Annotated in this window: 37 protein-coding genes; 28 read left to right on the forward strand and 9 right to left on the reverse strand. The window is 45.3% G+C overall.

The window, feature by feature from the left end; translation table 11 throughout:
* The first annotated feature begins 12 nt into the window (after positions 1-12).
* The 20 genes from ACFYU8_RS29710 to ACFYU8_RS29805 all read left to right on the forward strand — a co-directional run bounded on the left by ACFYU8_RS29710 (position 13) and on the right by ACFYU8_RS29805 (position 14188).
* Positions 13-411: a phage structural protein gene (locus tag ACFYU8_RS29710; RefSeq protein WP_390306601.1), complete on the forward strand. Its 399-nt coding sequence runs from the start codon at positions 13-15 to the stop codon at positions 409-411.
* A 30-nt stretch (positions 412-441) separates the two neighbouring features.
* The gene (locus tag ACFYU8_RS29715; RefSeq protein WP_390306603.1) at positions 442-765 is read left to right on the forward strand and encodes a hypothetical protein; all 324 of its coding nucleotides are present in this window, start codon (positions 442-444) and stop codon (positions 763-765) included.
* 195 nt (positions 766-960) lie between these two features.
* The gene (locus ACFYU8_RS29720; protein WP_390306605.1) at positions 961-1638 is read left to right on the forward strand and encodes a phage tail tape measure protein; all 678 of its coding nucleotides are present in this window, start codon (positions 961-963) and stop codon (positions 1636-1638) included.
* A 262-nt stretch (positions 1639-1900) separates the two neighbouring features.
* Positions 1901-3295, forward strand: a complete 1395-nt coding sequence (locus ACFYU8_RS29725; RefSeq protein ID WP_390306607.1) for a phage tail protein — start codon at positions 1901-1903, stop codon at positions 3293-3295.
* Complete coding sequence (locus ACFYU8_RS29730; RefSeq protein WP_390306610.1) at positions 3295-3783, forward strand: phage baseplate protein; 489 nt, start codon at positions 3295-3297, stop codon at positions 3781-3783. The genes ACFYU8_RS29725 and ACFYU8_RS29730 overlap by 1 nt, the downstream gene beginning before the upstream one ends.
* A gap of 8 nt (positions 3784-3791) precedes the next feature.
* Positions 3792-4115: a phage baseplate plug family protein gene (locus tag ACFYU8_RS29735; protein WP_390306613.1), complete on the forward strand. Its 324-nt coding sequence runs from the start codon at positions 3792-3794 to the stop codon at positions 4113-4115.
* Positions 4108-4899 (forward strand): phage protein, encoded by a 792-nt coding sequence (locus ACFYU8_RS29740; protein ID WP_390306615.1) that lies wholly within the window; start codon positions 4108-4110, stop codon positions 4897-4899. The genes ACFYU8_RS29735 and ACFYU8_RS29740 overlap by 8 nt, the downstream gene beginning before the upstream one ends.
* Positions 4896-5285 (forward strand): hypothetical protein, encoded by a 390-nt coding sequence (locus ACFYU8_RS29745; RefSeq protein WP_390306617.1) that lies wholly within the window; start codon positions 4896-4898, stop codon positions 5283-5285. The genes ACFYU8_RS29740 and ACFYU8_RS29745 overlap by 4 nt, the downstream gene beginning before the upstream one ends.
* On the forward strand, positions 5273-5635 hold the full coding sequence (locus ACFYU8_RS29750) for a DUF2634 domain-containing protein (RefSeq protein WP_390306620.1): 363 nt from the start codon (positions 5273-5275) through the stop codon (positions 5633-5635). Before ACFYU8_RS29745 ends, ACFYU8_RS29750 begins: the two co-directional genes overlap by 13 nt.
* Complete coding sequence (locus ACFYU8_RS29755) at positions 5625-6791, forward strand: baseplate J/gp47 family protein (protein WP_390306623.1); 1167 nt, start codon at positions 5625-5627, stop codon at positions 6789-6791. Before ACFYU8_RS29750 ends, ACFYU8_RS29755 begins: the two co-directional genes overlap by 11 nt.
* Before the next feature lies 1 nt (position 6792).
* Positions 6793-7389: a hypothetical protein gene (locus ACFYU8_RS29760; protein WP_390306626.1), complete on the forward strand. Its 597-nt coding sequence runs from the start codon at positions 6793-6795 to the stop codon at positions 7387-7389.
* The gene (locus tag ACFYU8_RS29765; protein WP_390306629.1) at positions 7386-7697 is read left to right on the forward strand and encodes a hypothetical protein; all 312 of its coding nucleotides are present in this window, start codon (positions 7386-7388) and stop codon (positions 7695-7697) included. The genes ACFYU8_RS29760 and ACFYU8_RS29765 overlap by 4 nt, the downstream gene beginning before the upstream one ends.
* Positions 7694-8050 (forward strand): hypothetical protein, encoded by a 357-nt coding sequence (locus ACFYU8_RS29770; protein WP_390306631.1) that lies wholly within the window; start codon positions 7694-7696, stop codon positions 8048-8050. Before ACFYU8_RS29765 ends, ACFYU8_RS29770 begins: the two co-directional genes overlap by 4 nt.
* A gap of 256 nt (positions 8051-8306) precedes the next feature.
* Positions 8307-11471 (forward strand): glycine-rich protein, encoded by a 3165-nt coding sequence (locus tag ACFYU8_RS29775; RefSeq protein ID WP_390306634.1) that lies wholly within the window; start codon positions 8307-8309, stop codon positions 11469-11471.
* Complete coding sequence (locus tag ACFYU8_RS29780; RefSeq protein ID WP_390306636.1) at positions 11471-11686, forward strand: hypothetical protein; 216 nt, start codon at positions 11471-11473, stop codon at positions 11684-11686. The genes ACFYU8_RS29775 and ACFYU8_RS29780 overlap by 1 nt, the downstream gene beginning before the upstream one ends.
* Positions 11686-11808 carry a CD1375 family protein gene (locus tag ACFYU8_RS29785; protein WP_390306638.1) on the forward strand — a complete coding sequence of 41 codons (123 nt, stop codon included), beginning with the start codon at positions 11686-11688 and terminating at the stop codon, positions 11806-11808. The genes ACFYU8_RS29780 and ACFYU8_RS29785 overlap by 1 nt, the downstream gene beginning before the upstream one ends.
* Positions 11809-11869: 61 nt before the next feature.
* Complete coding sequence (locus ACFYU8_RS29790) at positions 11870-12001, forward strand: hypothetical protein (protein WP_390306641.1); 132 nt, start codon at positions 11870-11872, stop codon at positions 11999-12001.
* A 68-nt stretch (positions 12002-12069) separates the two neighbouring features.
* Positions 12070-12528, forward strand: a complete 459-nt coding sequence (locus tag ACFYU8_RS29795) for a phage holin family protein (RefSeq protein WP_390306643.1) — start codon at positions 12070-12072, stop codon at positions 12526-12528.
* Positions 12525-13856 (forward strand): glucosaminidase domain-containing protein, encoded by a 1332-nt coding sequence (locus ACFYU8_RS29800; RefSeq protein ID WP_390306646.1) that lies wholly within the window; start codon positions 12525-12527, stop codon positions 13854-13856. The genes ACFYU8_RS29795 and ACFYU8_RS29800 overlap by 4 nt, the downstream gene beginning before the upstream one ends.
* Positions 13853-14188 (forward strand): hypothetical protein, encoded by a 336-nt coding sequence (locus tag ACFYU8_RS29805; RefSeq protein WP_390306649.1) that lies wholly within the window; start codon positions 13853-13855, stop codon positions 14186-14188. The genes ACFYU8_RS29800 and ACFYU8_RS29805 overlap by 4 nt, the downstream gene beginning before the upstream one ends.
* Before the next feature lie 39 nt (positions 14189-14227).
* Here ACFYU8_RS29805 and ACFYU8_RS29810 read toward each other — a convergent pair whose 3' ends face one another.
* Positions 14228-14431: a hypothetical protein gene (locus ACFYU8_RS29810; protein WP_142498893.1), complete on the reverse strand. Its 204-nt coding sequence runs from the start codon at positions 14429-14431 to the stop codon at positions 14228-14230.
* A gap of 105 nt (positions 14432-14536) precedes the next feature.
* Here ACFYU8_RS29810 and ACFYU8_RS29815 point away from each other — a divergent pair, with 105 nt between their 5' ends.
* From ACFYU8_RS29815 to ACFYU8_RS31540, 3 genes are read left to right on the forward strand one after another with little or no spacing between them, the layout of a single operon-like run.
* Positions 14537-14722 carry a hypothetical protein gene (locus ACFYU8_RS29815; RefSeq protein ID WP_390306652.1) on the forward strand — a complete coding sequence of 62 codons (186 nt, stop codon included), beginning with the start codon at positions 14537-14539 and terminating at the stop codon, positions 14720-14722.
* Entirely contained in the window at positions 14719-14988 is a 270-nt protein-coding gene (locus ACFYU8_RS29820; RefSeq protein ID WP_390306654.1) for a hypothetical protein, read from the forward strand. Before ACFYU8_RS29815 ends, ACFYU8_RS29820 begins: the two co-directional genes overlap by 4 nt.
* The gene (locus ACFYU8_RS31540) at positions 14988-15332 is read left to right on the forward strand and encodes a YhjD family protein (protein WP_483862298.1); all 345 of its coding nucleotides are present in this window, start codon (positions 14988-14990) and stop codon (positions 15330-15332) included. Before ACFYU8_RS29820 ends, ACFYU8_RS31540 begins: the two co-directional genes overlap by 1 nt.
* Positions 15333-15417: 85 nt before the next feature.
* On the opposite strand, the gene ACFYU8_RS29825 is transcribed toward ACFYU8_RS31540, so the two are convergent.
* The 5 genes from ACFYU8_RS29825 to ACFYU8_RS29845 all read right to left on the reverse strand — a co-directional run bounded on the left by ACFYU8_RS29825 (position 15418) and on the right by ACFYU8_RS29845 (position 17716).
* The gene (locus tag ACFYU8_RS29825; protein WP_390306656.1) at positions 15418-15633 is read right to left on the reverse strand and encodes a hypothetical protein; all 216 of its coding nucleotides are present in this window, start codon (positions 15631-15633) and stop codon (positions 15418-15420) included.
* A 38-nt stretch (positions 15634-15671) separates the two neighbouring features.
* Positions 15672-15971 carry a hypothetical protein gene (locus ACFYU8_RS29830; protein ID WP_390306658.1) on the reverse strand — a complete coding sequence of 100 codons (300 nt, stop codon included), beginning with the start codon at positions 15969-15971 and terminating at the stop codon, positions 15672-15674.
* An 86-nt stretch (positions 15972-16057) separates the two neighbouring features.
* A complete protein-coding gene (locus ACFYU8_RS29835) occupies positions 16058-16318 on the reverse strand; it encodes a hypothetical protein (protein WP_390306660.1) in 261 nt (86 codons plus the stop codon).
* 12 nt (positions 16319-16330) lie between these two features.
* A complete protein-coding gene (locus ACFYU8_RS29840; RefSeq protein ID WP_390306662.1) occupies positions 16331-17323 on the reverse strand; it encodes a ParM/StbA family protein in 993 nt (330 codons plus the stop codon).
* Positions 17324-17488: 165 nt separating this feature from the next.
* Complete coding sequence (locus ACFYU8_RS29845) at positions 17489-17716, reverse strand: transcriptional regulator (protein ID WP_390306664.1); 228 nt, start codon at positions 17714-17716, stop codon at positions 17489-17491.
* A gap of 130 nt (positions 17717-17846) precedes the next feature.
* Between ACFYU8_RS29845 and ACFYU8_RS29850 the strand changes: the two genes are divergently transcribed.
* The 4 genes from ACFYU8_RS29850 (at position 17847) to ACFYU8_RS29865 (ending at position 19815) form a co-directional block, all read left to right on the forward strand.
* Entirely contained in the window at positions 17847-18152 is a 306-nt protein-coding gene (locus tag ACFYU8_RS29850) for a hypothetical protein (RefSeq protein ID WP_390306667.1), read from the forward strand.
* A 143-nt stretch (positions 18153-18295) separates the two neighbouring features.
* Positions 18296-18586, forward strand: a complete 291-nt coding sequence (locus ACFYU8_RS29855; protein WP_390306669.1) for a hypothetical protein — start codon at positions 18296-18298, stop codon at positions 18584-18586.
* Between the two features lie 277 nt (positions 18587-18863).
* Positions 18864-18947: a putative holin-like toxin gene (locus ACFYU8_RS29860; protein ID WP_306420579.1), complete on the forward strand. Its 84-nt coding sequence runs from the start codon at positions 18864-18866 to the stop codon at positions 18945-18947.
* Between the two features lie 394 nt (positions 18948-19341).
* Entirely contained in the window at positions 19342-19815 is a 474-nt protein-coding gene (locus tag ACFYU8_RS29865) for a hypothetical protein (protein WP_390306671.1), read from the forward strand.
* A gap of 188 nt (positions 19816-20003) precedes the next feature.
* Here ACFYU8_RS29865 and ACFYU8_RS29870 read toward each other — a convergent pair whose 3' ends face one another.
* From ACFYU8_RS29870 to ACFYU8_RS29880, 3 genes are all read right to left on the reverse strand, one after another.
* Positions 20004-21086 carry a helix-turn-helix domain-containing protein gene (locus tag ACFYU8_RS29870; RefSeq protein WP_390306673.1) on the reverse strand — a complete coding sequence of 361 codons (1083 nt, stop codon included), beginning with the start codon at positions 21084-21086 and terminating at the stop codon, positions 20004-20006.
* 588 nt (positions 21087-21674) lie between these two features.
* A complete protein-coding gene (locus ACFYU8_RS29875; RefSeq protein WP_390306675.1) occupies positions 21675-21950 on the reverse strand; it encodes a helix-turn-helix domain-containing protein in 276 nt (91 codons plus the stop codon).
* A 94-nt stretch (positions 21951-22044) separates the two neighbouring features.
* Entirely contained in the window at positions 22045-22299 is a 255-nt protein-coding gene (locus ACFYU8_RS29880; RefSeq protein ID WP_390306677.1) for a helix-turn-helix transcriptional regulator, read from the reverse strand.
* 92 nt (positions 22300-22391) lie between these two features.
* On the opposite strand from ACFYU8_RS29880, the gene ACFYU8_RS29885 reads away from it, so the two are divergent.
* On the forward strand, positions 22392-23636 hold the full coding sequence (locus tag ACFYU8_RS29885) for a hypothetical protein (RefSeq protein ID WP_390306679.1): 1245 nt from the start codon (positions 22392-22394) through the stop codon (positions 23634-23636).
* Positions 23637-24122: the final 486 nt, after the last annotated feature.

The raw sequence follows: 24122 nt of genomic DNA on the forward strand, positions 1-24122 counted from the left end.
GGATGAGGATGAATGAGTAAGGCAGCAACTTATGATCCGAAAGACGTTACTGTTACGGTAGATAGCGTCTTTCTAACAGGCTTTTCAGAAGACATGGTCGAGGTTGAAAAGGCAGAAAACAACTATGAAACAAAGGTAGGTGCACAAGGGGATGCCGTTCGTACCAAAATCAACAACCCGTTAGGAACGATTAAGGTTACGTTGCTCCCTAGCAGCCCACAAGTTGCATATCTGGATAAACTCGCCAATTCAGGCAAGTTAGTTCCTGTGAGCGTAATTCATTCCGGGACACCCAAGGAAACGACAACCACAACGGAAGCCTATGTCACCAAGCCTGCCACCCGATCATACGGAAGCGAAGCAGCAGACCGCGAGTATGAAATTCAGTGCCTTGATATTGATATGCAGTAATCAAATAGACAAAAGAGGAGAAGATCGCCAATGCCAGCATTCAAACAAAAGAAATTTGCTTCGAAACAAGGAAATGAGTACATTTTCCAGCATCCTGGTGTACGTATGGTGTCCAAAATCAATGATGCCTGCAAGAATAAGCACGGGGTAATGATGGAAGAACGGCTGTCTGAAGAAATTTTAAAACATGTCATTGTCCACCCGAAAATGAAAATTGACGATTTTGGCGACTATCAAGAGTATCAAGAGACGATTAACGCCGCCTACGCCTTTATTGCAGGGCAGGATCATGACGATGATCAGAAAGCGGGTGATCCGAATGATCGACAAGCAGGAAGCGAAGCGGAGAGCTAGGGAGCGCTGGTCATACTGGAGGCTGCTTTTGTCTGATATGAACATCACCTATGGCGATTTGAATAAGATGGATGATGACGATATTGCCGAAGCAAATGCGGCGCTGGACATTCACATTGAGCAACAGGAAGAATTGAATAAGAAGTGAGCGTCCATATGGGCGCTCTTTTTGTTGCCGAAAGGCAGGTGGAATAAGTGGGTGTAATCAGCAATTTAATGTTTGCGGTTGGCTTTAAGGTCTCAGATAGCGGACTACAGGACGCCGAAAACCAAGTAGAGAATACGAAAACAGCAGTCATAGGTCTTGGTATTGCAGCCGGAGTTGCATTGGCGGGATTTGGAATTGCGGCAGTCAATGCAGCATCCCAGTTTGAACAAGCCATGTCACAAGTACAAATGGCTACGGGGGCTACCAATGATCAGATGGGTGAAACCAGAGAAATTGCAAAAGAGCTGTACTCGCAAAACTTTGGGCAGGACTGGAACGATCTAGGCAGCGCTATTACTTCTGTTCACTCGATCACGGGGCAAGCTGGGGATGCACTAAAAGAAACGACGAAAAATGCGTTACTTATGCGGGATGCGTTCGGTCAAGAAGTCAACGAATCGGTGAAAGCCGCCGACACAATGATGCGACAGTTCGGTATTACGAGCACTGATTCGTTCACCCTTCTTGCCCAAGCCCAGCAAAAAGGTATGGATAAATCCGGCGATCTACTCGATACAGCGAATGAGTATGCCAACCAGTTTAAAGCCCTTGGGTTTACAGCTGAGGAGATGTTCGACACATTGGCAGCCGGCTCCCAAAATGGTGCATTTAATTTGGATAAGGTCGGTAAACAACAGCATTGCCGACTTAAAATCGCGGGATAAAGCAAGAAGGGTGAGAATCCTAACTTGAACCGAAGGCTATTCGAAGAATGGTCAGGGGCAGAGCATAGAGGGTGAAAAGATATAATCCCTCCACGAGACCGCGACACTGAACTAAATCAGTGAAAACATATGCCGACCTTACGGGAAAAAGGAACCGTAAGAACCGACGGATAAAAAGCCATCGGGATAACACAAGGATGCTGTCAAAGAGTTTAATATCCGGGCAAAAGATGGATCTAAAACCACGACAGAAGCATTTCAAATGCTCGGATTAGATGCAGATAAGATGGCACAGACATTTGCACGAGGCGGGCCAGAAGCAAAAGAGTCCTTCGGTCAAATCATGCAGATGATTTCCGCGATTGAAGATCCAGTGCAAAGAAATACGGTTGGGGTAGCCCTTATGGGTAGCCAATTCGAGGACTTGGAAGCCCCTATTATTGCCGCAATGGGGACAGCACAGAGTCAGTTTGACATGACAAAAGACACCATGGACAAACTGAATCAAGCCAAAATCGATTCTCCTGCTCAAGCACTGGCATTGATTGGACGGCAAATCGAAACGGGTTTGCTCATTCCGATTGGGCAGTTTCTGCTTCCGATCCTCATGGATGTGTCGAAAGGGATTGGCTTCTTTATTCAGCATATAGATGTATTTGGTCCAGCAATTGGCGGGATTGCTGCCGTCCTCATAGGCGCGATGGTCCCGGCAATGTGGGCAGCAGCTGTCGCTGGGTGGGCCATGATGGCACCATTCTTGCCCCTTATTGCAATTGCCTTACTCGTAGGAGCTGCAATTGCTGGCGTCATCCTGATTTTCAAGAATTGGGGAACAATCGGCCCGTGGCTCGCACAAAAATGGCAAGCTTTCAAGACATGGACGGTCAACATTTTCAATAGTGTTGTGCAGTTCTTCAAAACATGGGGATCAACAATCCTGGTCATCCTTGGTGGTCCAGTTGCTTGGGTAGCTGCTCTGATCTATAAATATTGGGATCAGATTAAGGCTTTCACGTTTTCTGTATTCTTAGGAATCTGGAATTATCTCACCAGCACTTGGAACAACATCATCAACACGGTTGCCAATGCCGGGACCACCATTTGGTCGAAAATCCAGTCCATATGGAGCCAAATTACCGGATATCTTACAGGAATCAACCTATTTGATATAGGAAAAAACATCATTCAAGGCATGATCGACGGAATCGGTTCGATGGCAACCGCGCTTATGGACAAGATGAAAGCTATTGGGGACGGAATCACCGATAAAATCAAGTCGATCCTGGGCATTCATTCACCGTCTCGCGTCATGATGGAAGTCGGATACTTCACCGGGGAAGGATTAGCGAAAGGGATTGAGAACACGCAACCGATGGTGGCGGCAGCCTCCACAGGGCTTGCTGATGATGTGACTGCACCATACGAGTACGACATGCCAGTAGCGAAATTACCGCCAGCAAAGGCAACTGGCGCACAGCCAGGAGCGGGTGGCGGAACCATGAAAATGGAGGTTGTCATCAAACTCGATGTAACCGGTGGCGCCGATGCGAAACAGGCAGGTACAGCGATTGCTACAGAGCTAAAACCTGCTTTGCAGGAGATCATTCAGAGCGCCGCACGCATATTAGGCGTCTCTTTGGTGGTGGAACAAGCATAATGGCGATGATTAACGGAATGTATGTCCTTGTTGAGAGTGAAGATCCAAAATTTGAGGTCGATGTTACCGATCAGCCTGTCGAAGATGGCATTAATGTGAGTGATCATGTTCAACGAAAGCCGTACACAATGGACATTAGCGGCTTTATTGTTGGGGACGATGCGGCACAGATACGCGAGAAAATAAAGGCGATCGCAGCGAATGGCGAGCTAGTAGAGTTTCAGGGCCGGAATTTATTTTCTGGCCTGATTGTTTCGTTTGTAACGAGCCACACCAACCGAGTAGCCAATGGATTTGCATTTTCGCTTTCGATGAAAGAGATCCGAACCGCAAAATCCTCCTATGTAGAGACATTACCCATGCCGATTAAAGCGCAAGTCGCACCTGTAGTCAGTGCGGGTAGGAAACAAACGAAGAAGAAGAAGGGAACAGCAGAAAAAAAGGTTGAAAAAGTGAAATTTAAGGCGGGCACTCCCTGGGCCGAGTAGGTGACACGATGGAATATCTTGACATTGAAAAAGAACAAGTGCCGTATCGGTTTGAAATAGCTCTATCCGGTACGGTTTTTACCTTTGAAGTGAATTACAATAGCGAATACGACTTTTTTACAGTCGACTTAGAACGAGATGGAGAGGTACTCGCAACCGGAAACAAACTGGTGTATGGCGAGCCTCTTTTTTCGTATAGTGCGGACGAAAGGTTCCCACAAGTCGAGATTATCCCGTTTGACGAGGCGGGGATCACCCAAGAGGTTACTTGGGCCACCCTTGGCGAGACAGTCTTTTTGTATGTGTTTGAAGAGGAGGAGGACAATGGCTAATTTCGGCAGGGTTGTTGAGGTTATGGTCAATAATATGTCTTTCTCAATGGATCACTACGCAATAGAGGGCACGATTCCGTTTGACAACGACCTGCTGCCTAACGAATCAGAAGTGAAGCTCTGGAATCTCTCAAAGGATACACTCAACCGGATCAAGAGAAATGATGTGCTGATGATTAACGCCGGGTATCGCGGCGATGTGGGGGTTATCCTACACGGCTTTATTTCAAGGGTGATTACTCAGCGCGATGGAGTAGATAAGATCACAACGATAAACGTCTTGGACTCCCAAGACCTTTCCAGAAGAAAGGTGGAGGATGTCGCGTATGCATCTGGTACGCTTGGAAGCTACATTCTAAAAGAAATGGCGAAGCAATTGGGGCTACCTATCGCGCAATTTCAGCTCAATCAAGATTATCGGTATGACGAAGGGTATACAGCCAGTGGTGAAGTGACAGAGATCATCAGCAAAGTGGCAGCCGATTGCGGCACCAGCGCATTCATCAACAAAGGGAAGCTCTATGTCAGGAATTTGCGAAAAGGTGCCGATGATGTTTTTTCTTTGTCTGTCGATACAGGCCTGATTGGTACGCCAGAACCATTTGAGGACGACAAATTCAAAGGATACATGGTGAAGTCACAACTACAATACCGAATTACGACTGCTTCTGTGATTGACTTACAAAGCAAAGATTTTACAGGACGAATGCATGTGCGAAGCGGTAGTCATCAATTTAGTAGAACGGGTGACTTCATCACGGAAGCGGAGGCGATCTTACCATGAACGCAGACCCGTCAGGCGACCTTGCCAAGTTGATTAATGCTGTCATAACAGAGCGGCTTTCAAGCATGGCGGTAGCTCAACCGTGTAAGGTAATATCGTTCGACGAACTAACCGGAATTGCGGTTGTGCTGCCTCTCATTCAACTGACTGACAAGCCTCCATCCCCCATTCAGACAGTTCCAGTATTGGGTCATAAATATCGAACAGATAGCGGAGTCATTAAACGCGAGAGGCACATCCTAGAGCCGGGGGATACGGTCTATATCGTCTGTGCGGATAGGCAAATCAAAGACGCAATGAAAGGTCAATCTGGAAAGCCTAGCAGCCTACGTATCCATGACAAAAACGATGCTGTTATTGTGGGGGTGTTCCCATGCAGTCTTTAAAATTGGTAAACGGAGACCTGGTAATCGATGACAACGGGGAGCTGGTCTTGATCGACGGGGACGAGGAAGTCGCGCAATGTGTCGCTTGTGTTCTTGGGACCAACAAGGGCGAATGGTTCCTCAATCCAGACTTGGGAATCAAGTTCCGAGCATTCCTGGGTAAGAAACTGTCGGAAGAAGAAATGAGAGAGGAAATACGCCAGGGACTCTTTCAGGAGCCGCGAATCAAAACAGTCGAGTCCATTGAATTTATCACGGATCAGAAAGCAAGAACAATCGAGGTGCGATTTATAGCAACTGCTGTAACAGGCGAGACAATCGCAGAGGCGGTGAATGTAAATGTTGGATGAAAAAGGCTTTAAACGAAAACGTTTTGCCGACCTTTTTGCAGAGATGGAGGCGAAAACCAAAGAAGTCTTTGGCGAAAAGATTAACACCTCTGAGAGATCTCCTCTTGGAATCATCCTCCGCCTGTTCGCTTGGGGCCTCAATTTACTATGGCAACAGTTGGAAAATGTATACAACAGCGCATATGTTGACAAAGCCATCGGAAGAAACTTGGAGTATGTTGGGAAATATGTCGGAATAAAAATCCGTGGAGCTGAAAAAGCAAAAGGTCATGTGATTGTCCGTGGCGATCCAGGTATCCCGATTGCACGAGGTAGTCGTTTTTCTACCAGAACAAACATTGTCTTCGAAACGACAGAGGAAGCCACAATCCAAGCTGCTGGCGAGGTTTCAGTGCCGATTCAAGCACTGTTGTCAGGACCGATTGGGAATGTACCAATCTCAGCTATTGAGGTTGTCGTCAATCCGACGATAGGCATTTCATCCGTAATCAATACGGTAACAATTACAGGAGGGCGTGCGAAAGAAACGGATACTGAATTTCGTCAAAGGTATGACAGATCTGTATCATCAGGTGGGAGCAGCACGGTTGAAAGTATTGTGGCGACTCTTTTGGCATTACCCGGCATGAGAGATTGCCTGGTAGAAGAAAACGACTCAATGCTCACAGTGGATGATATCCCACCTAAATCGATTGCCCCATTTGTTTTTGGGGGAGAAGATGAGCAAATCGCTAAAGCTATTCACTCGACAAAAGCTGCTGGGATACGCTCATGGGGCGAAACAGAGGTTCAAGTCACAGATTCCAAGAGAAAGAGTCACATCATCGGATTTACAAGGCCTAAACAGGTCTCTGTCTTTGTTTCTGTGACATTGGAAACCAATCAGAACTTCCCGATAAATGGTAAAGATTTGATACGAGCGGCATTGATTCAGTACATTGGCGGGCAAGATGAGGATGGTACGATTTATAGCGGGGTTGGCTTGGGCCAAGATGTCATTTATACCAAAGCAATCAGTGCATTGTATAAAGTCGAGGGAATCGCAGATGCTCAATTGCGCCTTGGAGTTGATCCAAGCGCCCTATCTGCCAATAACGTAGAGATCGGACCAAGACAAGTAGCTGAAACTGATTCACTGAAAGTTGTGGTGAACTAAATTGAAGTTCATGGACCTCTTGTTAAAACGTTTGACAGATAACTACAACAAAAGATTGACGGGGAGTATCGGCAAGCTATTTCGTGTTTTTACAGACCAATTACAAGAAGTCAAAGAAACGATAGAAACGATAGAGTTGTATCGAGACATTGATCAAGCAAGAGGATACACCCTGGATAAGATCGGAAGGAATGTCCTACAGGCTCGTGGTGTCATGAACGACGAAGAATTTCGCAAAATGATCAAAACAAAGATACGAGCAAACCTTTCTCCTGGTGATATAGAGACGATCATCGAAATGGCTAGCGTATTGATAGGCGAAGGATTCACAGGTGTACAAGAAATGTGGAGTGTGAAGGAACACCCAAGGGCTGGAGAGCCTGCTGCTATCCTCCTGTTCGTCAATCAAAGCAGCATGACCACCCTACCCTACGAAACTATCAAACGCGTTGCTGCTGGAGGCATCAGCGTCTATTTTCATACCATGGAAAGACCAAGTATTCTTGAGTTCACTTCCGGTCAGGCTGCGCCTATCGTTCTTATCAGCACCTATCAAGCATGCGGGACATTTTCGGCTGGAGGTGAATTCGAGCTATGATGACGCAATTAGCTTTAGAGGAACAGGCGAAGCACCTACAAACGCTGTTTAACAACGCAGAGATCGAAATAAACGGAGCCATACAAATAGTCAGCCTCACCAGCAGCCGCGAAGGTAGCAAGGTGAGGTTTTTTATTGACGTGCCAGCTAATGTGGTCGGCATAATCACCAAGCGAACCATCAAGAATGCAGGCGGTCAGGTAGTCTGGTCTGATCCGCCCGGGAAAATCAACATCGATAAGCCGGACACTGACTTGCGGCTTGAGATACCGATTGAAGCTATTTGGAGGGAGGGAGCTGCCACATGATGGAACATTTTACGGACAGAGTGTACAACTTCGGAGACGAGAAGAAGTATCTACTCAGGAAACAAGATGGTACGACAGAGATTGTCGAGCTCGAGAAACAGGGCATCGTAGAGCTGGGTAGCCGAATTAATGCAGCCGCACTTAATCAGATTGTGAACCATGTGAATGACGCGAACCTGCATGTGCCACGCACGGAGATCGTCGCATTAGAAACCCGGGTAAAAACGCTCGAAAGCCAAATGGCAAATGACATGCGCGACAATCAGTTTGTTTTCGACTTCTCATCGCTGACAGGATTGAAGATCGAAGAAGGCTGGGTTGATCAGACAAACGCACAGTTGGTGATTAAGTGATGGTAGAAACAGGAATGGGTCGCAGTAGCGGCCAATCCATCCGGAGGCGAGGACCTTGTTTTTATATCTCTCATTGAATTTATTTTTTGGATTGATGGCATTTGCTTTGGTCCGAGATATAGATAGGGTTGTGAAGAAGTTTGAAGAAAGAAAATCGGGGACTGCTAATGAAGAGGAGAAAAACAGCGTGGATGTGCGATTCCAATATGAGGAAACCTGCCGATAACGGCCATTTACGGAAGGAAGGGGGAGGAACATGCCAACGGTTGGTAAAGACGGACAAGGAAGAACAACATACACCTTCAGCTATACCGGAGCAGTACAAAACTGGGTAATACCCGCAGGGGTAACGAAAATTAAAATTGAAGCGTGGGGAGCTCAAGGCGGTAGATCTGACGGTGGTAAAGGTGGATATGCATATGGTGATTTGAATATTACTCCGAGTCAATCACTTGATATTTATGTAGGAGGACAAGGGCAAGCTGCCACAGGTTCAAGCGGAGTAGCGGGAGGATGGAATGGCGGCGGTTCAGGTGGTGGAAGTAACGGTAGCGGTGGTTCAGGTAGCGGTGGTTCAGGTGGTGGTGGTTCATCTGATGTTCGTTCTGGCGGCACTGCATTGGCAAATAGGATTTTGGTTGCCAGTGGTGGTGGTGCAGGACATGGTGGTCACATCGGAGGTTATGGAGGAGGCACAACTGGAGGTACAGGATCGGCAGGGCAACCATACAGCGGCGCGGGTGGTTCTCAAACTGCAGGTGGAGCAGGTGGAGCAGGAGCGAGTGCCGGTGCGCTCGGCGTAGGTGGTAACGGACGAACTAATACTTCCAGCGCATACGGCGGTGGCGGTGGTGGTGGCGGATACTATGGTGGTGGCGGCGGAGATGCAATCGGAGGCGGTGCAGGCGGTGGTGGCTCTTCTTATGTTGGGGCACTTGCCAATAATGGCACTACAGCAGATCAACGTACAGGAAATGGTCTGGTTGTAATTACTGTCTATAATACACCACCAACACTCGCACTCACCTCGCCTACCAACAATCAAACATTATCGGAAGGCAGCACGTACAATCTGGAGGGAACCATATCCGATGTAGACGCGGGACAAGCGCTATCTGTCAAATACTCCATAGCTGGCGGACCAACTCAGACCATCGCTCTTGGCACATCTGATGGGGCAAATCCGAAGTCATTCAGTAAGATACTGACCTACTCGCAAGGCCGTTTCTGGGATGGCTCCACAGACGTTTCAGGACTTTTACCAGCAGAGGCATCGTCAATCCAAGTTTGGGCGAATGATGGCAGCGATGACTCAACCAAGGTGACAAGGAACATTACGGTTGTGCAAGAGGATGGCAAGGTTTTCGTACCTGTCAACGTGGTATCGTCTGCTTACCTTGTTTCCCGTATGGCTCCACCAGTGAGGTTGAGCAATGGGTGGTTGGTTGGTGCGGTGGTAGACGCATTTAAGACGTCCGTCAAATTTTATAAATCCAGTGATAACGGAAAAATTTACTCATTATTGACGTCATTTAATATCGGTGTGAATGGATCGTATTCAATACTGTGTAAAGGTACGAATGTTTACTGTGTCGCAAATGGTTCGGCTAAGGTATTTGTTGCAAGGTTTGATGCCACCAATGTAGGAGCCACGATTGCGAGCGCTTATGATTTGGACGTGTCTCAATCTGCCTTTCAGGGTGTCTCACTCGCCATCACTCCTGACGGCACAAAAATTTGGTGGGCAGCTAGCACGAAAAACAGCAATTACCCGAACAGCTTTAACATCCGCGCTGGTTCCATTCCGATCAACGGGGACGGGACGTTAGGTACTCCGAGTGCTGTTGCGCAAATTTCCAACTACAACACGTCTGGATGGTATGTTCAAAATCCTAGTTTGATTATTAAACAAGACGGTAATCCTGCATTAATCGCAGAAGCGTACAATGGATCGAATCGGTTCATTTTAGCAATCTTGTATGACGGTGCAAGTTGGTCGAGTACAGGAACAGCTAACTCCATCATCACCACGACTTATACACAATCCTCACCCATGGCAATCCGGACACCAAACGGCAAATTACACGTTGCATGGCACGGCACAGACGCGAGCGACACCGTTAACCCGTGGATCAGGTACAGTAACTCAGCAGACGGTTCAAGCTGGCTCCCGGCGCCGAAGAAGCTCGTCAAAGGCACAAACGCCAGCATCACCAGCGACAAAAACGGCAAGCTGATCATCACATATGAAGACGGCGGCTACATCAAGCGCATTGAGTCCAGCAACGAGTTCGTCTCATTCAGCGGACCGTTTATAGACGGCGTTGGCACCATGCCAGCAACGTTCTATGACCAGACGTTTGCAACAGATTTCTCGATTCCGCCAACAATCTACCAGACAACGGGTGCAGTAAAGTATCGCGGCGTGCTTAACCTCAACAAGAAGCCTGTCGTCACCTTGGACACGCCTGATAACCAGACGTTGACCGAAAATTCAACGCTCAAGGTATCTGGTCAGGCTGTAGACGAGGACGTGGGGGACGTAGTCTCTGTCTTTTACAAGATCAATAGCGGACCTACTCAGGCGGCTGCATCCAGCATATCGGATGGTAGCACGCCTATTTTGTTTGACAAGACGCTGACCTATCGAAACAAGCGGATTTATCTCGGAGATACGGACATCACAGGCATTGACCTTGCCGAAAATACCGACCACATCCTCACTGTCTCGGCAGAGGACAACAAGCAGGGTAAGAGCCTGGAGGTCACACGTAAACTCCGTGTTGTCTGGAACCGTCCTCCGGTGATCGATGGTCAAAACAAAGACCTCGGAATCATGGAAGCACCGCCAGTCGAGACTTACACGGTTACAGAGCCCGAGAGCAACCCTTTCACTGTCACCGAGAAAATCAACGGTGTAGTGATCCGCACATTCCCAGGCGTCGCTGATCGTCAGGAGTCAATCACGATTCCAAAGGACTTATGGTTACGTTTGGAGCCGGGCGTCCCGCATACGTTGACGATCGAAGCTACTGACAATCAGGGCATGAGTTCAACGCGGACATTCACACTGACCCGATTCGTAAATAAGATCGTTTTCAATGGCATGGACTTCAACACCTTACCTGAGGCTGTAAAACTAAGATTTACAACAGATGTGGCAGCGAAACGCATCTTGTTCACACCAACTTGGATTATTCCACCTGGAGCAACAATACTAGTAGAGGTCTGCAACAATGCCTACGATGCTTTACCAACTTGGGAGGACGCCACGATAGTAGTCAAGTTGGGTCGTGCACATTTGTTCAATAACGTATCGAAAACAGCAGACAAGTGGGGCATAAATTTCCGGTTTAGAATTGATAAAGCCAATGCTAACAGTTCTATTTATGCAAAAGGCGGGGGAGGTGCTTTCGACTAATGAATGTAGAGTTTTCAAATGAACGTCCATGCAGCGAAATCCAGAAGGAGAAGGCCGACCTTGAAAATGAAAATAAAGCATTAAAGAATCAAGTCAAGCAGCTCACTGATGAGAAAGCAGTTTTAGAAGAAAAAAATAAAAACGTCATGCTAGCAGTAACGGAATTGTATGAAATGTTTTTACCGTTTCTGCCGCCTGAAGGGGGAACATCCTGATGCAGTCTATCTTGCAGGTTTACGCAGACTTGATCAAAGATGGCGTAAAAACCATTGAGCAAGTACCACAAAAGGACCGCGCCGATGTACAGAAGCTACTAAACGCCAATGCAGCTACTTAAGAGAGCTGTAGAAGCGTTTTTATTATGGCTACTCCTCACATTGAGAGGAGGTGAAGGCAACATGGCAATCGCTGTTATTTATGTAACGCTGATCATTGAAGGAGACAAGACTTATCCTCAAGTCCCTTCCAGAATCAAACCAGAAGTAAAGAACCAACTGGAGATCCTGGGCTTTCCGGAATTGGCTCAGTAATAGGATGACGGGGGACTGCTGATGCAGTCCCTTTACTTTTGCCCCCAGGGGGTGAGGAGGATGAACAGATGAAGTTTGTACAGAGTTTAGAAAATCTATTTACCCCAGGGAACGGAGTGGCAGCAACAGCAGGAGCCATTTTCTTATCGATGTTTCAGTATTTTTATGGCAGTGATCGTTTGGATATCTTGGTGGTTTTGTTCCTTATGATTTGCCTAGATTGGGTAACAGGCGTAAGAGCTTCCAAGAAGGACGAAACGTACTCCTCTGAGTATGGCTTGAGTCGAATTCCACGTACATTATTTCTCTTTGCATTACCAGCACTAGCAAACCTACTGGATAAGGTCATGGGCACGCCAGGATTCCTGTTTTATGGAGTCACATTCGGTCTAATCTACCACACATGGAACAGCCTAACCGCCAACGCCCATCGAGCCGGCTGGCCTATGCCGAAGTCCATCGTTAACCTGGTCGGATCCGAGATCAAAGCCAAGGCCGAGAGAGCGGCGAGAAAGGAGTACAAATGAATCAAAAGGCTTTCATATCTCTCGTTGCACCATTAGCCATGGAGCAAATGCGGAAATCACGAATACCGGCTTCTCTGACAATCGCACAAGCCATCCTGGAGTCAAGTTGGGGGAAATCCGAGCTTGCTATCAAAGCAAATAACCTGTTTGGCATCAAAGGGACAGGCCCTGCTGGGAGCTATTACAGAGTGTCTCGTGAATTCGAGGCCAATCAAAAGGTCGAAAAGGGCTCCTTTTTCAAAAAGTACCATAGCTGGGATGAGGGCATCCGAGATCGCACACAGTTTCTGCTCAAACCGATATACGCCAAGGTTATAGGCGCGGACTGGAGGACAGCATGCCTGGAAGTGTACGAGGCTGGCTATGCCACGGATCCAGAATACCCACAAAAGCTGTTGCGATTGATCGAGCAGCACAAGCTCTACGAATATGACCTGTGTGGAGAGGATGAACAAAAATTGAAAATCATAGATATGTACCTGACTAACAAAAACGCACGCCCTGGGAGGAAAATTACACCCCAGGGCGTTGTCATTCATTGGACGGCAAACGAGAAAGAGGGTGCGGACGCTGAAGCTAACCGGCATTACTTCAACAAACCAACGACAGTCGCCAGTGCCCACTATTGCGTAGATGATAAGGAGATCGTCAGGTGCCTGCCGGAGAATGAAATGGGCTATCACGTTGGCGCTAAGTCGTACGCGCCTGCAGCTTTACAAAGGCTCAGCTCATATCCAAATGATTGCACGATTGGGACTGAAATGTGCGTGAACAGTGACGGCGACTTCGATGCGATGTATCAAAACACACTGGAGCTGACAGCCGACATCCTCAAGCGTTACGGATGGGGCGTGGATCGCCTGTGGCGTCACTTTGACGTTACAGGCAAGAATTGCCCTGCCTACTTTGTCTCTGATGATTTTGCAAGGCGATTCACGGGCCTGACAGCTCAACAAGCATGGGCGAAGTTCAAGGATGATGTACAGCGGGTACTCAAAGGTAATCCACAACCAGCGGAAAAATCTGTTGATAAACCTGTGGATAAAGTATCCATCGAGATCAACGGCAATGTGCTTCCGGTGCAAGGATACCTCAAAGATGGCGTCTCAACCCTACCAGTACGTGCGGTAGCAGAGGCTACAGGTGTCACGCCAGGATGGTGCCCAGACAACAAGGCCGTGACAGTCAACGACAAGCAGCTGACCGTTACCATCGAGGCAGGAACATCCTATGCACCAGCTAGAGAGATCGCTGCGGCGCTCGACCTGCAGGTGGAGTGGATCCAAGAAACCAAAACCGTGAAATTGAAAGGATGTGTCTGTAAATGATGATCTTTGAGCAACTGATAAGCTTTTTTATGGAGTGGGGCTGGCTGATGGCTCTACTCCTTTCTGTTGGCCTCGTTATGGCTGCCGACCTTTTTCCTCGGATATACTCATTCATTGCTTACATCGAGAGTGAGCACCCTGCATTCAAAGAGCTTCTTTATACAAAAGAAAAGGACTTGATTGATCGTTACGAGTTTTTGCCCGCGCGGATCCGCAACGGCTTCGCCCTTATTGGTGGCAAACAGGCATGGGCGTGGCTGGTTACGCGAATGTATCGATTCTTGCGAGAGCAAACGAAACCACCACAAAAAGAAAAAGAACTGGATGTATAAGCAACAAACCCTCTTGGGATCATCCCAGGAGGGTTATTTTTATTTAAACAGTTTCTTGATCACAGAAAAAATATCAAAGGTGGTCTGCTGATACACTTTGTTATAGGCGTATTTCTTCGGATTCCTCAACCATCCCCAGCCGCGAGGCATCTTTAGACCTGCACGATGAACAAGCTGACGTTTCAGACTGGTTCTAGCTGCGATCCTTTTCTTCAAGCTAGGCTTCCGCATCCCAAACTTCATAGTAATCACCGTCCTTTCCCATATTGTACCATCGGCATAGAAATAAACTGAATTACAACTTGCGCGTTCGTATGTTGTTCGCATATAATACAGGAACAAACGTTCGTGAAAATAGGTGATAAAATGGAGAAAATAAACGCTGTAGTTGATGGCCAACTGTTAGCTGTTCCTGTTTTAACTCCAAAGCATCTTAAAGCGATAAGCAAAATTCATACTGGTGTAAGCCCTGGTTGTGCTCCTGACATCCTTCGAGATTTGATAGAGGCTGGACTGGTGGAGGACGGCAAATGAGCTTGTTGTATGAACATCATTATGAACAAGTAGTGACCCCGTTGCATCCTGTCAATCCAGATGCCCGAGCTACGATACTTGCCATCATTTATGACTCAATTCATAAAGACTATGCGATCAACGTCATGTGGCAAGCGGAAGGTATCCGGGCAGAATGGGGAATTGTGAAAGACATTGACCACAGTGATCACAAGTTTAAACTGGTTCGTGTTGATGGGATATGGTGGGTGCCAATCGGAAGCTTGCTGCAGGTTGAACGAATATGATGCAACCTGACCAATGGCGGGAGATCCTGCACGAAGCGATCCTATATGGCTTACTGTTTAAGGCCGTGGCACTTGACGCAAGCAATCCTATTCAAGACCAATTCAAGATGTCATACCGCCCGATGTTTGATGCAATATCGATGTGGGCCGAGCGGGAGCACCATAAGTACCGGAGTCAATTCGGGCGACTGGGGGGTAAAATTCACTCCCAGAGATCGCCAGACGGATTCCAGTACGTTGTGACCATCACCGTCCGCGGGCGGCAGGAGGAAAGCGTGTATAACGTAGAGATCCTTCGGGCAGAGTGCCAGGTGCGGCTCGACAATTACTATAAGCGCACATGAACACAAGAACATAAGATATACCGAGGGATTATAGCAGTAGACAACCCGCCCAGAAAGATGAGGCGGGTTGTTCATGTGCGGGTCGTTAAAATTCGGCATAGTCACCAAGATATTTGAAACTGATAAACACCAGGTCTTTCGACAAATCCGCTGTTGCGTAGTCCTTCAATGCCGTCTTAGCCTCATCCATTGCCTGGTCTTTCACTTCTTCATCGGTCAACTTATTCTTAGCATAGACCGTCAAAGTGATTAGTCGATCACCCGTTTGTAGATGGCATTCGTACCTATGAAATTCTGCCATGAATACTCACTCCTTTTCTTTTCACAATCAACATTGTGTTACTTTATAGAATTTGGGAAATGACTAAGAAAAAATCTCACTTTACTTGAGGTAATTGAATGCATTTCTACTGTAAAGCCCTCCTGCTTGTTATACATAGCATAATAAACACTACCTAACTTACTCTCAACGATATAAAACTTCACGAATTTTCCGCCATCATCTACCAAAAATGACGAAGCATATTCAGGACTAAAACGAATTTCAAAGTCACTTACAAATTCTGCGCTGGTAAGCGACTTAATGTAATCCCAATCAACAAACGCTTGATTTCCATTGATTTGGATGATCTCTTTCATAACTTCTCCTCCAACTTTTCAAAATGAGGATTTTGTAAAAAAACACCAAGAGCCTTCCATTTGCCCTTGGTGTTTGTCATGTTGGTCTATAACTTCGAAAGAAGAGATTTTCCTTCATCGCTCGGTGGTTGCTGGTTTACAGCTGGAGCTGGTGTATATGTTCCAGCGGTCATGGCTTCTTGCTTGTGGATGTAATCTACGAGTGCTTCAATGACTGTAAACTTTTTTGGTCGTCCGTCTTTGAAAAACTTGATAACCTTATCTACCTTTTCACTTTCTCCACCAAAGAGTTTGATATGGAGAATGTCGTCAGGTTTTTTTGCTTCAGTTTTTTTTGCTCCTGCCAAAGTTATCCCTCCCTACAGCGTTAATGATTTTATGTAGCAGCCAATAGCGTTCTGAATCTGAGGACGTTCCACCTTAAATGCATTCACGCCTTCCAACTGTGGTTTGAGATTTTCAGCCAATGCTGTTGTTCCTCCACCACCGAAGACAGAGAACTCATATTCTTTCAATTCGATACCATTTCCGCCGAGCTTCGCCATTATTTTTGAAGCAGCGTATGCAAGAGCATCTTTTTTAATCTGTTTGCAATCGTATTCAACATCGCCGTACTCAAAAATGTCGCCTTTTTTCAATTGCGATTCTAGGGAGAATAAAGGAATTTTTCTGTTTCTGAGTGCTTCGTACTTATCCTCCAACATGTTCAAGACATAATCGTAAGCATCTAACATCGAACCGTCTATCGCAATGTTTCGTTCGAGATCAAGACCATTCAAGATGGCAACGTCAGTCGATCCCCACCCAATGTCCACCACAATTTTTTTCGCTTTCAAAAGCCCACGGTTTATTACGTTTGCATTCTGATCAAATATGCATGGGATGATAGTTGCGACAGGCTGCAAGATTGTCCCGAATTTGGTGACGTTAAAGGTTAGAGGAACGCCATCCTTATAAACAACGTGCTCCCCCATAATGTCGTTTTTTAGTGTCTCCTCAACGCCTGGAAGATCGTAATGTGCGCTTGGCAAAGCAGTTACTGCTACAATCTCATCGCCATTCTCTGCGAATCTTCTAATTGCAATTTTAGATGCATCAAGGTACATCACGTTTTGGTAGCGACTCTCATTCCGATCTGTGTTTCCCAGGCCGTCAGGCTCGCTTACCTGATATTTACGACCATTGATAGAGTAAATAGATTTTGTAGATCCTGCGCCACCATTACCAAGGACGTTCTCTTGGCGCGAATGATGGACTTCTTTCAGTGTGTTCAGGTATGTAGACTCTCCACTTGCAGCTTTGACCTTTACATATGAATTTGCCGTTTCATAACCAATATTTTTAATTGCCATCTGCAACGCCTCCGTAAATGTTGGTAAATGTTTTCCTAGGAACATAATAAACCACTAGGCAACATCAAGCAACACCAAAATATTATTTACGATGTTCTTTAGTTGTCCTATATGTTTCTTAGTGTTGATTAAGATATATCTAGCAACATCTTAGGCGAGAAGCAATTACAACGGCCACAAATCATGTGCCTTCGCGCTCTTCCAACCACGCCGCCGCACGAACTCCAATAGCCGTTTTTGCGTCCCTGGTGATGGCAAATAACTGTCCTCGTTACAGGCTTTCTTGATTATGGGGTTACTCAATCGAGTCTCTTCCTCAACCTCTTTTTGCATGATTCGTTTACTATCAATAAAGTTCCCAAACGGCGTTCTTGTCTTGCCGATCCCAAACATATCGATCACCTCAACAGCCAGTCTCGCCAATATGGGCACAATTCAAACAGAATTTTGATTCTACCCAAAAATCTATTTGAATAATGGACAAACCGTGCCGCATCTTCTTGTAGCAAAGGAGGCGGTAACCATGTTCAAGATCGAGGGCGACGAGGAATTTGTGGAATGGTACGAGAACGCGAGCGAGGAAGAGCGGCAGCTCAACTCTGTATGGAAATTTAGCCTGGCGTTGATCCTACTGAGCGCGATCATCTTCGTAGGCACGCTAGGACAAACGGAAACAGCCCCAGGCGCTTATGAGGTGCGCGGGGTATCGAAAGGTGCAGTGCATGTCATAGAACGCGCTACAGGAGCGCACACGGAGCTAAGAGCGCCTGATCTGGTGAAGCAGGCACTTGCTGGCAAAATCAAACGTGGAGATATCATTTATCGATGACCGCCTGCAGAGGCGGTTTTTCTTGTTCTAATCGAATCAGTTTTTGCATAGTGTCATCGTAAAGGTGTTACACCGTAATCGATGAACAGCGTAACTACGGGACAGTGTTCCTGAGATAACCGCCAAAGAGAGGGGCAAATTTGATGCAAATTAGAGTAGGGCAGGGCCAACCGATACCCGTAAGGAAAGTACGGTCAGACAAAAAAGTCCGAGTCAATTCATCGCTGTCCAAAGACACCCATGACAAACTCGTTATGCTGGCGACGAGCTGCGGCATGACGAAAACAACTCTTGCCGAAATCATGATCAACGCATGCGTAAATTCTCAAGACTACGTGAAATACATCCAGGATAAACACAACAAGAACCCTAAGTACCGGGTATCACCGGTCATTGTAGACAACAAAAAAGTTCAATACATGTTCCTGGATTAACCATCCTGTTTCTTCAACCAGGCAACGAACTTCTTCATAGTCTTCTGACAAGGAGGACATTGACCATTCCGATCCTCATACCCTTTATTGGAGGTCTTGTCTCCGCACAACACACACTTTGCCATTTCGCGCCATCCCTTTCCAGTAACGATCTATTAGAAGGATTGGCAAGCTTTTGACAGTTTATACCTTTCTGATATAAAATTTGTTCGCACAATAACTGAATCGGCTCCTCAAGGGTGGTCGGCTCATCCCCGATAGAAAGGGGGTGGCGCTGATGGAGGTCTTTCAAGCACTGACGCTAATGTTCATGTTCGGCATGTTCATTCTGGCTTTGCTAACGTACCTCAAAAAGAAATAGATCACCCTTGAGCTTACGAGGCTGGGTGATCTATTTCTGATCGCGAACCTATTTAACTGAGCCGCCCCTTTAGGGGACGTCTATTGTGCAAGGCCGTAGGTGGTGGAACACCTGCGGTCCTTTTTTATCTTATGCTACTATTCATAGTTTAACACGGATTGTCCCAAAAAAGAAATGATCACCCTTGAGCTTGACGGCTAGGTGATCTATTTCGATCCTACGCTTTTGAGCCGTCCCTTTGTGGGAACGTATATTTGTGCAAGGCCGTAGGTGCGCGAACACCAGATTCACGACCTCTTACATATTACCACAATTTGTATAAAGGATGATCGGTAAAGGCCTAGATGTGGTATCATTTCGGAAAATACATCTATAAAGAGGGTGGAGTAGTTCTATGAGAGATTCTGCAGAAACTAATGAGATTATCACTAGCGATCCAGTCGAATTAAAGAAAAAAATCGATAGTTATCTAAATCCTAGTCCATTTCCGTCTGAGGATCATTCTAAACGAGAAATCCCTGCACATATCAAAGAATTTTTCGAAAGCCTACCCGCAATCATAAACTTTACCCCAAAAGTCTGTGAATTAGTCCTAACCATCCGTGACACTCCAGAAATTCTAAACAAGGTAACGTTGGTCAAACATTTCCCCAAAGGCAACTTGAACATCTTAGCTAGACCAGATGGAATGGCTGTAATGTATCCAAGGGAAGATATCATCAGCGGAGAAAATGATGACATAGATACAGATACGGTTGAAGGTTTGATACACATTTGCGAAAAGTACGAAAGAATCTATTTGTGTCTTGATTTACGCACAAATGCCGAAGCGTTGTTTGAAATGGAAGCAAAAGGGATTGTCTTCTAATCTCGATATAGAACGCTTATTAGACTGGGAAATTTCTCTACAGTAACCCTTTTAAGCGCGCCATAAAATAAACCACAAAATTTATCAAAGTCGCGTTCTTTGAGTAGGTGGCGCGTTCTTTTCCATGCATGCCAACCTTCCGAATAGTTACGTTGCTATGAGTATTACCGCACGAGGGCATCATACGATCATCGGCGAGAGCGTAGTCTCTGTAAACGGTCAACAAATTCCGGGAAGGCGTCAATTCCTTGACCTTCTCCTGCGACAATAGGTTTGCCGAATGAGAGCGGAAGCTTGTCCTGTTTGAGGAGCGTTTTTCTCGATGTATCTATTAAAACCTGTAAAGCTGGAACATCCTTGATCAATTTTTCTTCTGATTCCTGAAGTAGACTAGCTTGCTCCATTTGCCATTTGACTCCAGCAGGGAGATCGTCTACAAGCACATTTTCGTATTCAATCTGAGCAGACAACATTGTCTTAGTTGATCCTGTCAGTTGATTGTAAATCGCGCCATAGAAGTAACGAGCTGGTTCATCAGTATCGTTCTTTTTCATTTTTTTCTGTAGAGACTTCACAGCATTGCGTAGCTGCATAACACCGATCGTTGTTCTTTTGACTTTCCTCATCGCATAGATAAGACTTTCCCAAAGGTCAGCTATGAGAAGAGGATCATTTGCAAACGGCTTGATTAAGCGAGAAAACCAAGGTTGAATTTCAGAATCAATTTCCAGAGTAGGAGCCTGAACGTTATTTACGTTATTCAAAACATTATCGGAAGAAATTAAAGATAAAGAAAAAGACTTAGTTTCGGACACGTTTTTGTTTGGTCGAACCGTTGGTACGTCTGGTGTTTCTGTAACCTCACGGGAGGTCATTTCTGTTTTTATCGGCAGGTCATTCGGCAGGTCATCTTGGGTAGAAGAAGGGAGTTCCTTCTCATATGCAGCTGGCTGAATAATGTACACTGCACTGCTAAATTCGCCATCACCTTTTCGACGTTGGGAAGAGTCAGCGCGCAAAATAATACCAAGGGTAAGCAAATGCTTTCGTGCACGCTTAACAGTCGATTCGGATACTTTCAAAGCTTGGGAAAGCACCCTCAAGGATGGCCATGCAACACCGAAGAACTTGCAACTGTATTGGGATATCTTTTTAAGAAGGGCTTTTTCGATTTTGTTTAGTTTGTGTCCTTGGAAATAGAGGTGTTTGCGGACAGCTTCGTTCAGCTCATGCTTGCTGGTGAACGTGGCTAAGGATTGGCTGATTTGCATATGTATTCTCCTCCATGCAGGGGAAGGAAAGAGCAAACCCTAAACTCGATTTTTTGCAATAGGAAACTAGACCTTGCATGCTCGCTTTTTTCGCGATATAATGAAGGCAACAATTTGAGTATGAGTTTAGTTCGGGTCCGGTGCTTCCAACACCGGGCTTTTTCCTTTTCTGCGGCATTTTTTATGATAGGAAACCAAAAAGCGCTCTGCACCGATCCAACTGGATGGCAACAGAGCGCTATGAATGTCGATGTATGACAAACATTACCGACACTTTCGCCTTGATAGAATAGCCCGAAGTAGGGTATACTAATAACGAAAGATCGGAGCGTTCAGTTTACCGAGATGGTTCGGTATCTGGATGAATCTGAAGGGAGCGCCAACTCTCTTAGATTCCCGATCATTTTTTGTTTTCCAAATCTTTCTGTGGATAGTTTAGCATGAAGCCAGTAGAGTTGTCCACATGTGGATATCACAAAAATCTCACTAACCAAGCGAATAAACAATAGATGTAACCCAAAGACCGGTCCTATGGACGGGTCTTTTTTTGTAATTGAAGGGGGGGGGAGGAAAAATCAGTTACGATATTCATTCAGTTCTCTCTTTTCCCTCATCAAGCTGTGGATATCTAAATTGTAAATGAGATTTTTGGTCTGTCGTTCGACCAACAAGATAATCCACAGAGACATTGAAGAAATCGGCGATTTCAAGAAGATTGTCAACAGTTGGGAATGATTTTCCGGCTAGGTAAAGACTGACTGATGATTTATGTAATTTAAGATGTTGGGCAAGGTCTTTTGCATATGTACCGTTTCTATCCAGCAACAGACCTAATCGCTCAGAGAAAATCTTTTTTCGTTCCAACAATTTCTATCACCTCTTGACAGTTGAGTTACCCTCAACTACTATGATTATAGTACATGAAACAATGTACCAGCAAGAGCAAGTAGATCGGAATCTACTTACGCCTACTGCTTCGCTCTTTTCTCAAGTTATCTACTGAGACGACTTCTAGTTCATATAGGCTTTCTACTGAGCAACCTAATACAGCAGCAATGTTGATCGCATTCTCAAGCGTCATGACTCCGCGATTTCGAGCGTAATTGTTTATCTGCTGTTTAGTCATTCCGACACGATCAGCTAACTCTTGTTGAGTCAGATCAGAATTGGCCAAGTGCTGAAGCAGCAAGCAGCGGACGACTTTAAAAGCCATTGCTGCCTCCTGAAAATAGTAAGTAAGTCCTGATTATAGCACAATCGATTAACAGATGGCAGGTTTGTACCGATCAATAGGGAGGATACATAATGTCTATAATTCAACGGGATATTGCATGCCAGGTAAGCGAGGCGGTAGACAGATCTGGGATGCAAAAAACATTTATTTCCAATGTTTTGGGGATTTCTTTAGCACAACTTAGTAGGAATCTAAGTGGGATTCGTCCATTCGATTTAAAGGTTCTTGATTCATTGACTGCATTATTACAGTTGAAAAAAGGTTTTTTCTATGATGCATATTTATGGGATTGTTGGAATGCCCCCCGGAATCGAGGAAATAGGATTAAAGAACTTATTCAGCACTCATTTCTAACAGGGATTCCGGAGTATGCAAACCAAATGATCAGTCTTCTTTTGGAGAGCGGCAAAGAATTATGTGATCTTTATAAGGCAGCACGTGATCTGGAGAAACAAGGCAAAGACGAAGAAGCTCTTAAGCTTTATGACATAGTCATTAAAAATGAACGAAACAGATTGGTGGATTGTCTTGCATTAAGTTATTATCGTCGATTTATGATCGTCAGAAATTGGGATCTGGAACATGCGTTTGAAGCAGCAACCAAACTAGGCGAACATGTTACTTTGTTACCAGGAAAGCATATGTATGAAGCATATCTTAGGATGTTGACGGTTTTTTATGTGCTTGACAAATGGGATCATCTACTGAAATACAGCGGAGAGGTTCAAGAAGTACTGGAGGGGGCAAAAGAATACGACGTTTCTTTATATGCCGAGTGCCTTTCCTATCAAGAAATATCTCATCGACATAAGCGAGAGTTCGATAAAGCGCTGAAAGTTAATAAGACGTATTCAATTTTAGGTGATGAGTTTAAGAAATGGTCTGAACTAAATGCGTGTATTATCTTTATGGAAGCCGGAGACAACTCAGCTGCAAAAACATTATGGGCATTAATGGAGATTCACAAAGAGGACGCCCCTAATAATATTGAGCATTTATTGAGATTTTTTATAAACGATAAGAAATACAAAGATTTCGGAGCTGCACTAGACACCTTCTCGGACTCAATTACAGTACTTTTTTCTAGGACTGACCCACTTAGTTGCAAGCGATCAATTATGGTTCGGTGTTTGATCGCAGAATGGTTAATTAACCAAGGTAAAGTACATGACGCAATTACTCTAATTGTTGAATCACTGGAACAATCAAAACGGCTTAAATTAGGCAACCAAACCAACGAATGTTTACGGCTGTCAATGAAACTATTCGACCAAATCACAACAGAAGATAAAGACAAAATTTACTCATTGATCTAACAAAAAGGAGCATCGAAGAACGATGCTCCTTTTTCATTCACCATCTAGGGCCATTATCAAGCGGAGTAACAACGCCACTTGAGTTTTTTGGTCCATCTATTTGAGTGGACCATTTCGGTCCGTTATCGGCTGAAGCAATTACAGCAGCGGAAAAAATCGAAATGATACAGATTATAGACGTAATAGATTTCTTCAGTGAGATCACCCCCTTTTGTAGTATAGATATTACAAGAAAAACAAAAATAAATCTACACAAAAGAATATTTCCATTATTGTAAAATTATAGATAATGGAAATTTAGTTTATGATAGAGTCAGGGAAAATTATTGTCGACATCAACTTAATGTGTGACAATAAAAAATACAGAACGTTCGTTCCTGACGTGGAGGGGTATGATTGGTGCTTGAAAAATTAACGACAGAGGAAATCCGAACGCTGCACGAATTATTAAAAGACAATAACCCTGAGTCATTAGTTGAGATTGAA

The sequence above is a fragment of the Brevibacillus sp. NPDC003359 genome (assembly GCF_042878995.1).
In the GTDB taxonomy this organism is placed as follows: Bacteria; Bacillota; Bacilli; order Brevibacillales; family Brevibacillaceae; genus Brevibacillus.

Excerpts from the sequence above, each read along its gene's own strand:
- ACFYU8_RS29715 (WP_390306603.1), top strand. The coding sequence starts at position 442 with ATGCCAGCATTCAAACAAAAGAAATTTGCTTCGAAACAAGGAAATGAG.
- ACFYU8_RS29870 (WP_390306673.1), bottom strand. The coding sequence starts at position 21,086 with ATGCAAATCAGCCAATCCTTAGCCACGTTCACCAGCAAGCATGAGCTG.
- ACFYU8_RS29780 (WP_390306636.1), top strand. The coding sequence starts at position 11,471 with ATGAATGTAGAGTTTTCAAATGAACGTCCATGCAGCGAAATCCAGAAG.
- ACFYU8_RS29750 (WP_390306620.1), top strand. The coding sequence starts at position 5,273 with ATGCAGTCTTTAAAATTGGTAAACGGAGACCTGGTAATCGATGACAAC.
- ACFYU8_RS29880 (WP_390306677.1), bottom strand. The coding sequence starts at position 22,299 with ATGGCTTTTAAAGTCGTCCGCTGCTTGCTGCTTCAGCACTTGGCCAAT.
- ACFYU8_RS29825 (WP_390306656.1), bottom strand. The coding sequence starts at position 15,633 with ATGGCAGAATTTCATAGGTACGAATGCCATCTACAAACGGGTGATCGA.
- ACFYU8_RS29830 (WP_390306658.1), bottom strand. The coding sequence starts at position 15,971 with ATGAAAGAGATCATCCAAATCAATGGAAATCAAGCGTTTGTTGATTGG.
- ACFYU8_RS29855 (WP_390306669.1), top strand. The coding sequence starts at position 18,296 with ATGCAAATTAGAGTAGGGCAGGGCCAACCGATACCCGTAAGGAAAGTA.
- ACFYU8_RS29755 (WP_390306623.1), top strand. The coding sequence starts at position 5,625 with ATGTTGGATGAAAAAGGCTTTAAACGAAAACGTTTTGCCGACCTTTTT.
- ACFYU8_RS29865 (WP_390306671.1), top strand. The coding sequence starts at position 19,342 with ATGAGAGATTCTGCAGAAACTAATGAGATTATCACTAGCGATCCAGTC.
- ACFYU8_RS29860 (WP_306420579.1), top strand. The coding sequence starts at position 18,864 with ATGGAGGTCTTTCAAGCACTGACGCTAATGTTCATGTTCGGCATGTTC.
- ACFYU8_RS29800 (WP_390306646.1), top strand. The coding sequence starts at position 12,525 with ATGAATCAAAAGGCTTTCATATCTCTCGTTGCACCATTAGCCATGGAG.
- ACFYU8_RS29710 (WP_390306601.1), top strand. The coding sequence starts at position 13 with ATGAGTAAGGCAGCAACTTATGATCCGAAAGACGTTACTGTTACGGTA.
- ACFYU8_RS29730 (WP_390306610.1), top strand. The coding sequence starts at position 3,295 with ATGGCGATGATTAACGGAATGTATGTCCTTGTTGAGAGTGAAGATCCA.
- ACFYU8_RS29740 (WP_390306615.1), top strand. The coding sequence starts at position 4,108 with ATGGCTAATTTCGGCAGGGTTGTTGAGGTTATGGTCAATAATATGTCT.
- ACFYU8_RS29850 (WP_390306667.1), top strand. The coding sequence starts at position 17,847 with ATGTTCAAGATCGAGGGCGACGAGGAATTTGTGGAATGGTACGAGAAC.
- ACFYU8_RS29820 (WP_390306654.1), top strand. The coding sequence starts at position 14,719 with ATGAGCTTGTTGTATGAACATCATTATGAACAAGTAGTGACCCCGTTG.
- ACFYU8_RS29725 (WP_390306607.1), top strand. The coding sequence starts at position 1,901 with ATGCTCGGATTAGATGCAGATAAGATGGCACAGACATTTGCACGAGGC.
- ACFYU8_RS29845 (WP_390306664.1), bottom strand. The coding sequence starts at position 17,716 with ATGTTTGGGATCGGCAAGACAAGAACGCCGTTTGGGAACTTTATTGAT.
- ACFYU8_RS29810 (WP_142498893.1), bottom strand. The coding sequence starts at position 14,431 with ATGAAGTTTGGGATGCGGAAGCCTAGCTTGAAGAAAAGGATCGCAGCT.
- ACFYU8_RS29795 (WP_390306643.1), top strand. The coding sequence starts at position 12,070 with ATGAAGTTTGTACAGAGTTTAGAAAATCTATTTACCCCAGGGAACGGA.
- ACFYU8_RS29785 (WP_390306638.1), top strand. The coding sequence starts at position 11,686 with ATGCAGTCTATCTTGCAGGTTTACGCAGACTTGATCAAAGATGGCGTA.
- ACFYU8_RS29805 (WP_390306649.1), top strand. The coding sequence starts at position 13,853 with ATGATGATCTTTGAGCAACTGATAAGCTTTTTTATGGAGTGGGGCTGG.
- ACFYU8_RS29735 (WP_390306613.1), top strand. The coding sequence starts at position 3,792 with ATGGAATATCTTGACATTGAAAAAGAACAAGTGCCGTATCGGTTTGAA.
- ACFYU8_RS29790 (WP_390306641.1), top strand. The coding sequence starts at position 11,870 with ATGGCAATCGCTGTTATTTATGTAACGCTGATCATTGAAGGAGACAAG.
- ACFYU8_RS29885 (WP_390306679.1), top strand. The coding sequence starts at position 22,392 with ATGTCTATAATTCAACGGGATATTGCATGCCAGGTAAGCGAGGCGGTA.
- ACFYU8_RS29840 (WP_390306662.1), bottom strand. The coding sequence starts at position 17,323 with ATGGCAATTAAAAATATTGGTTATGAAACGGCAAATTCATATGTAAAG.
- ACFYU8_RS29765 (WP_390306629.1), top strand. The coding sequence starts at position 7,386 with ATGATGACGCAATTAGCTTTAGAGGAACAGGCGAAGCACCTACAAACG.
- ACFYU8_RS29745 (WP_390306617.1), top strand. The coding sequence starts at position 4,896 with ATGAACGCAGACCCGTCAGGCGACCTTGCCAAGTTGATTAATGCTGTC.
- ACFYU8_RS31540 (WP_483862298.1), top strand. The coding sequence starts at position 14,988 with ATGCAACCTGACCAATGGCGGGAGATCCTGCACGAAGCGATCCTATAT.
- ACFYU8_RS29775 (WP_390306634.1), top strand. The coding sequence starts at position 8,307 with ATGCCAACGGTTGGTAAAGACGGACAAGGAAGAACAACATACACCTTC.
- ACFYU8_RS29770 (WP_390306631.1), top strand. The coding sequence starts at position 7,694 with ATGATGGAACATTTTACGGACAGAGTGTACAACTTCGGAGACGAGAAG.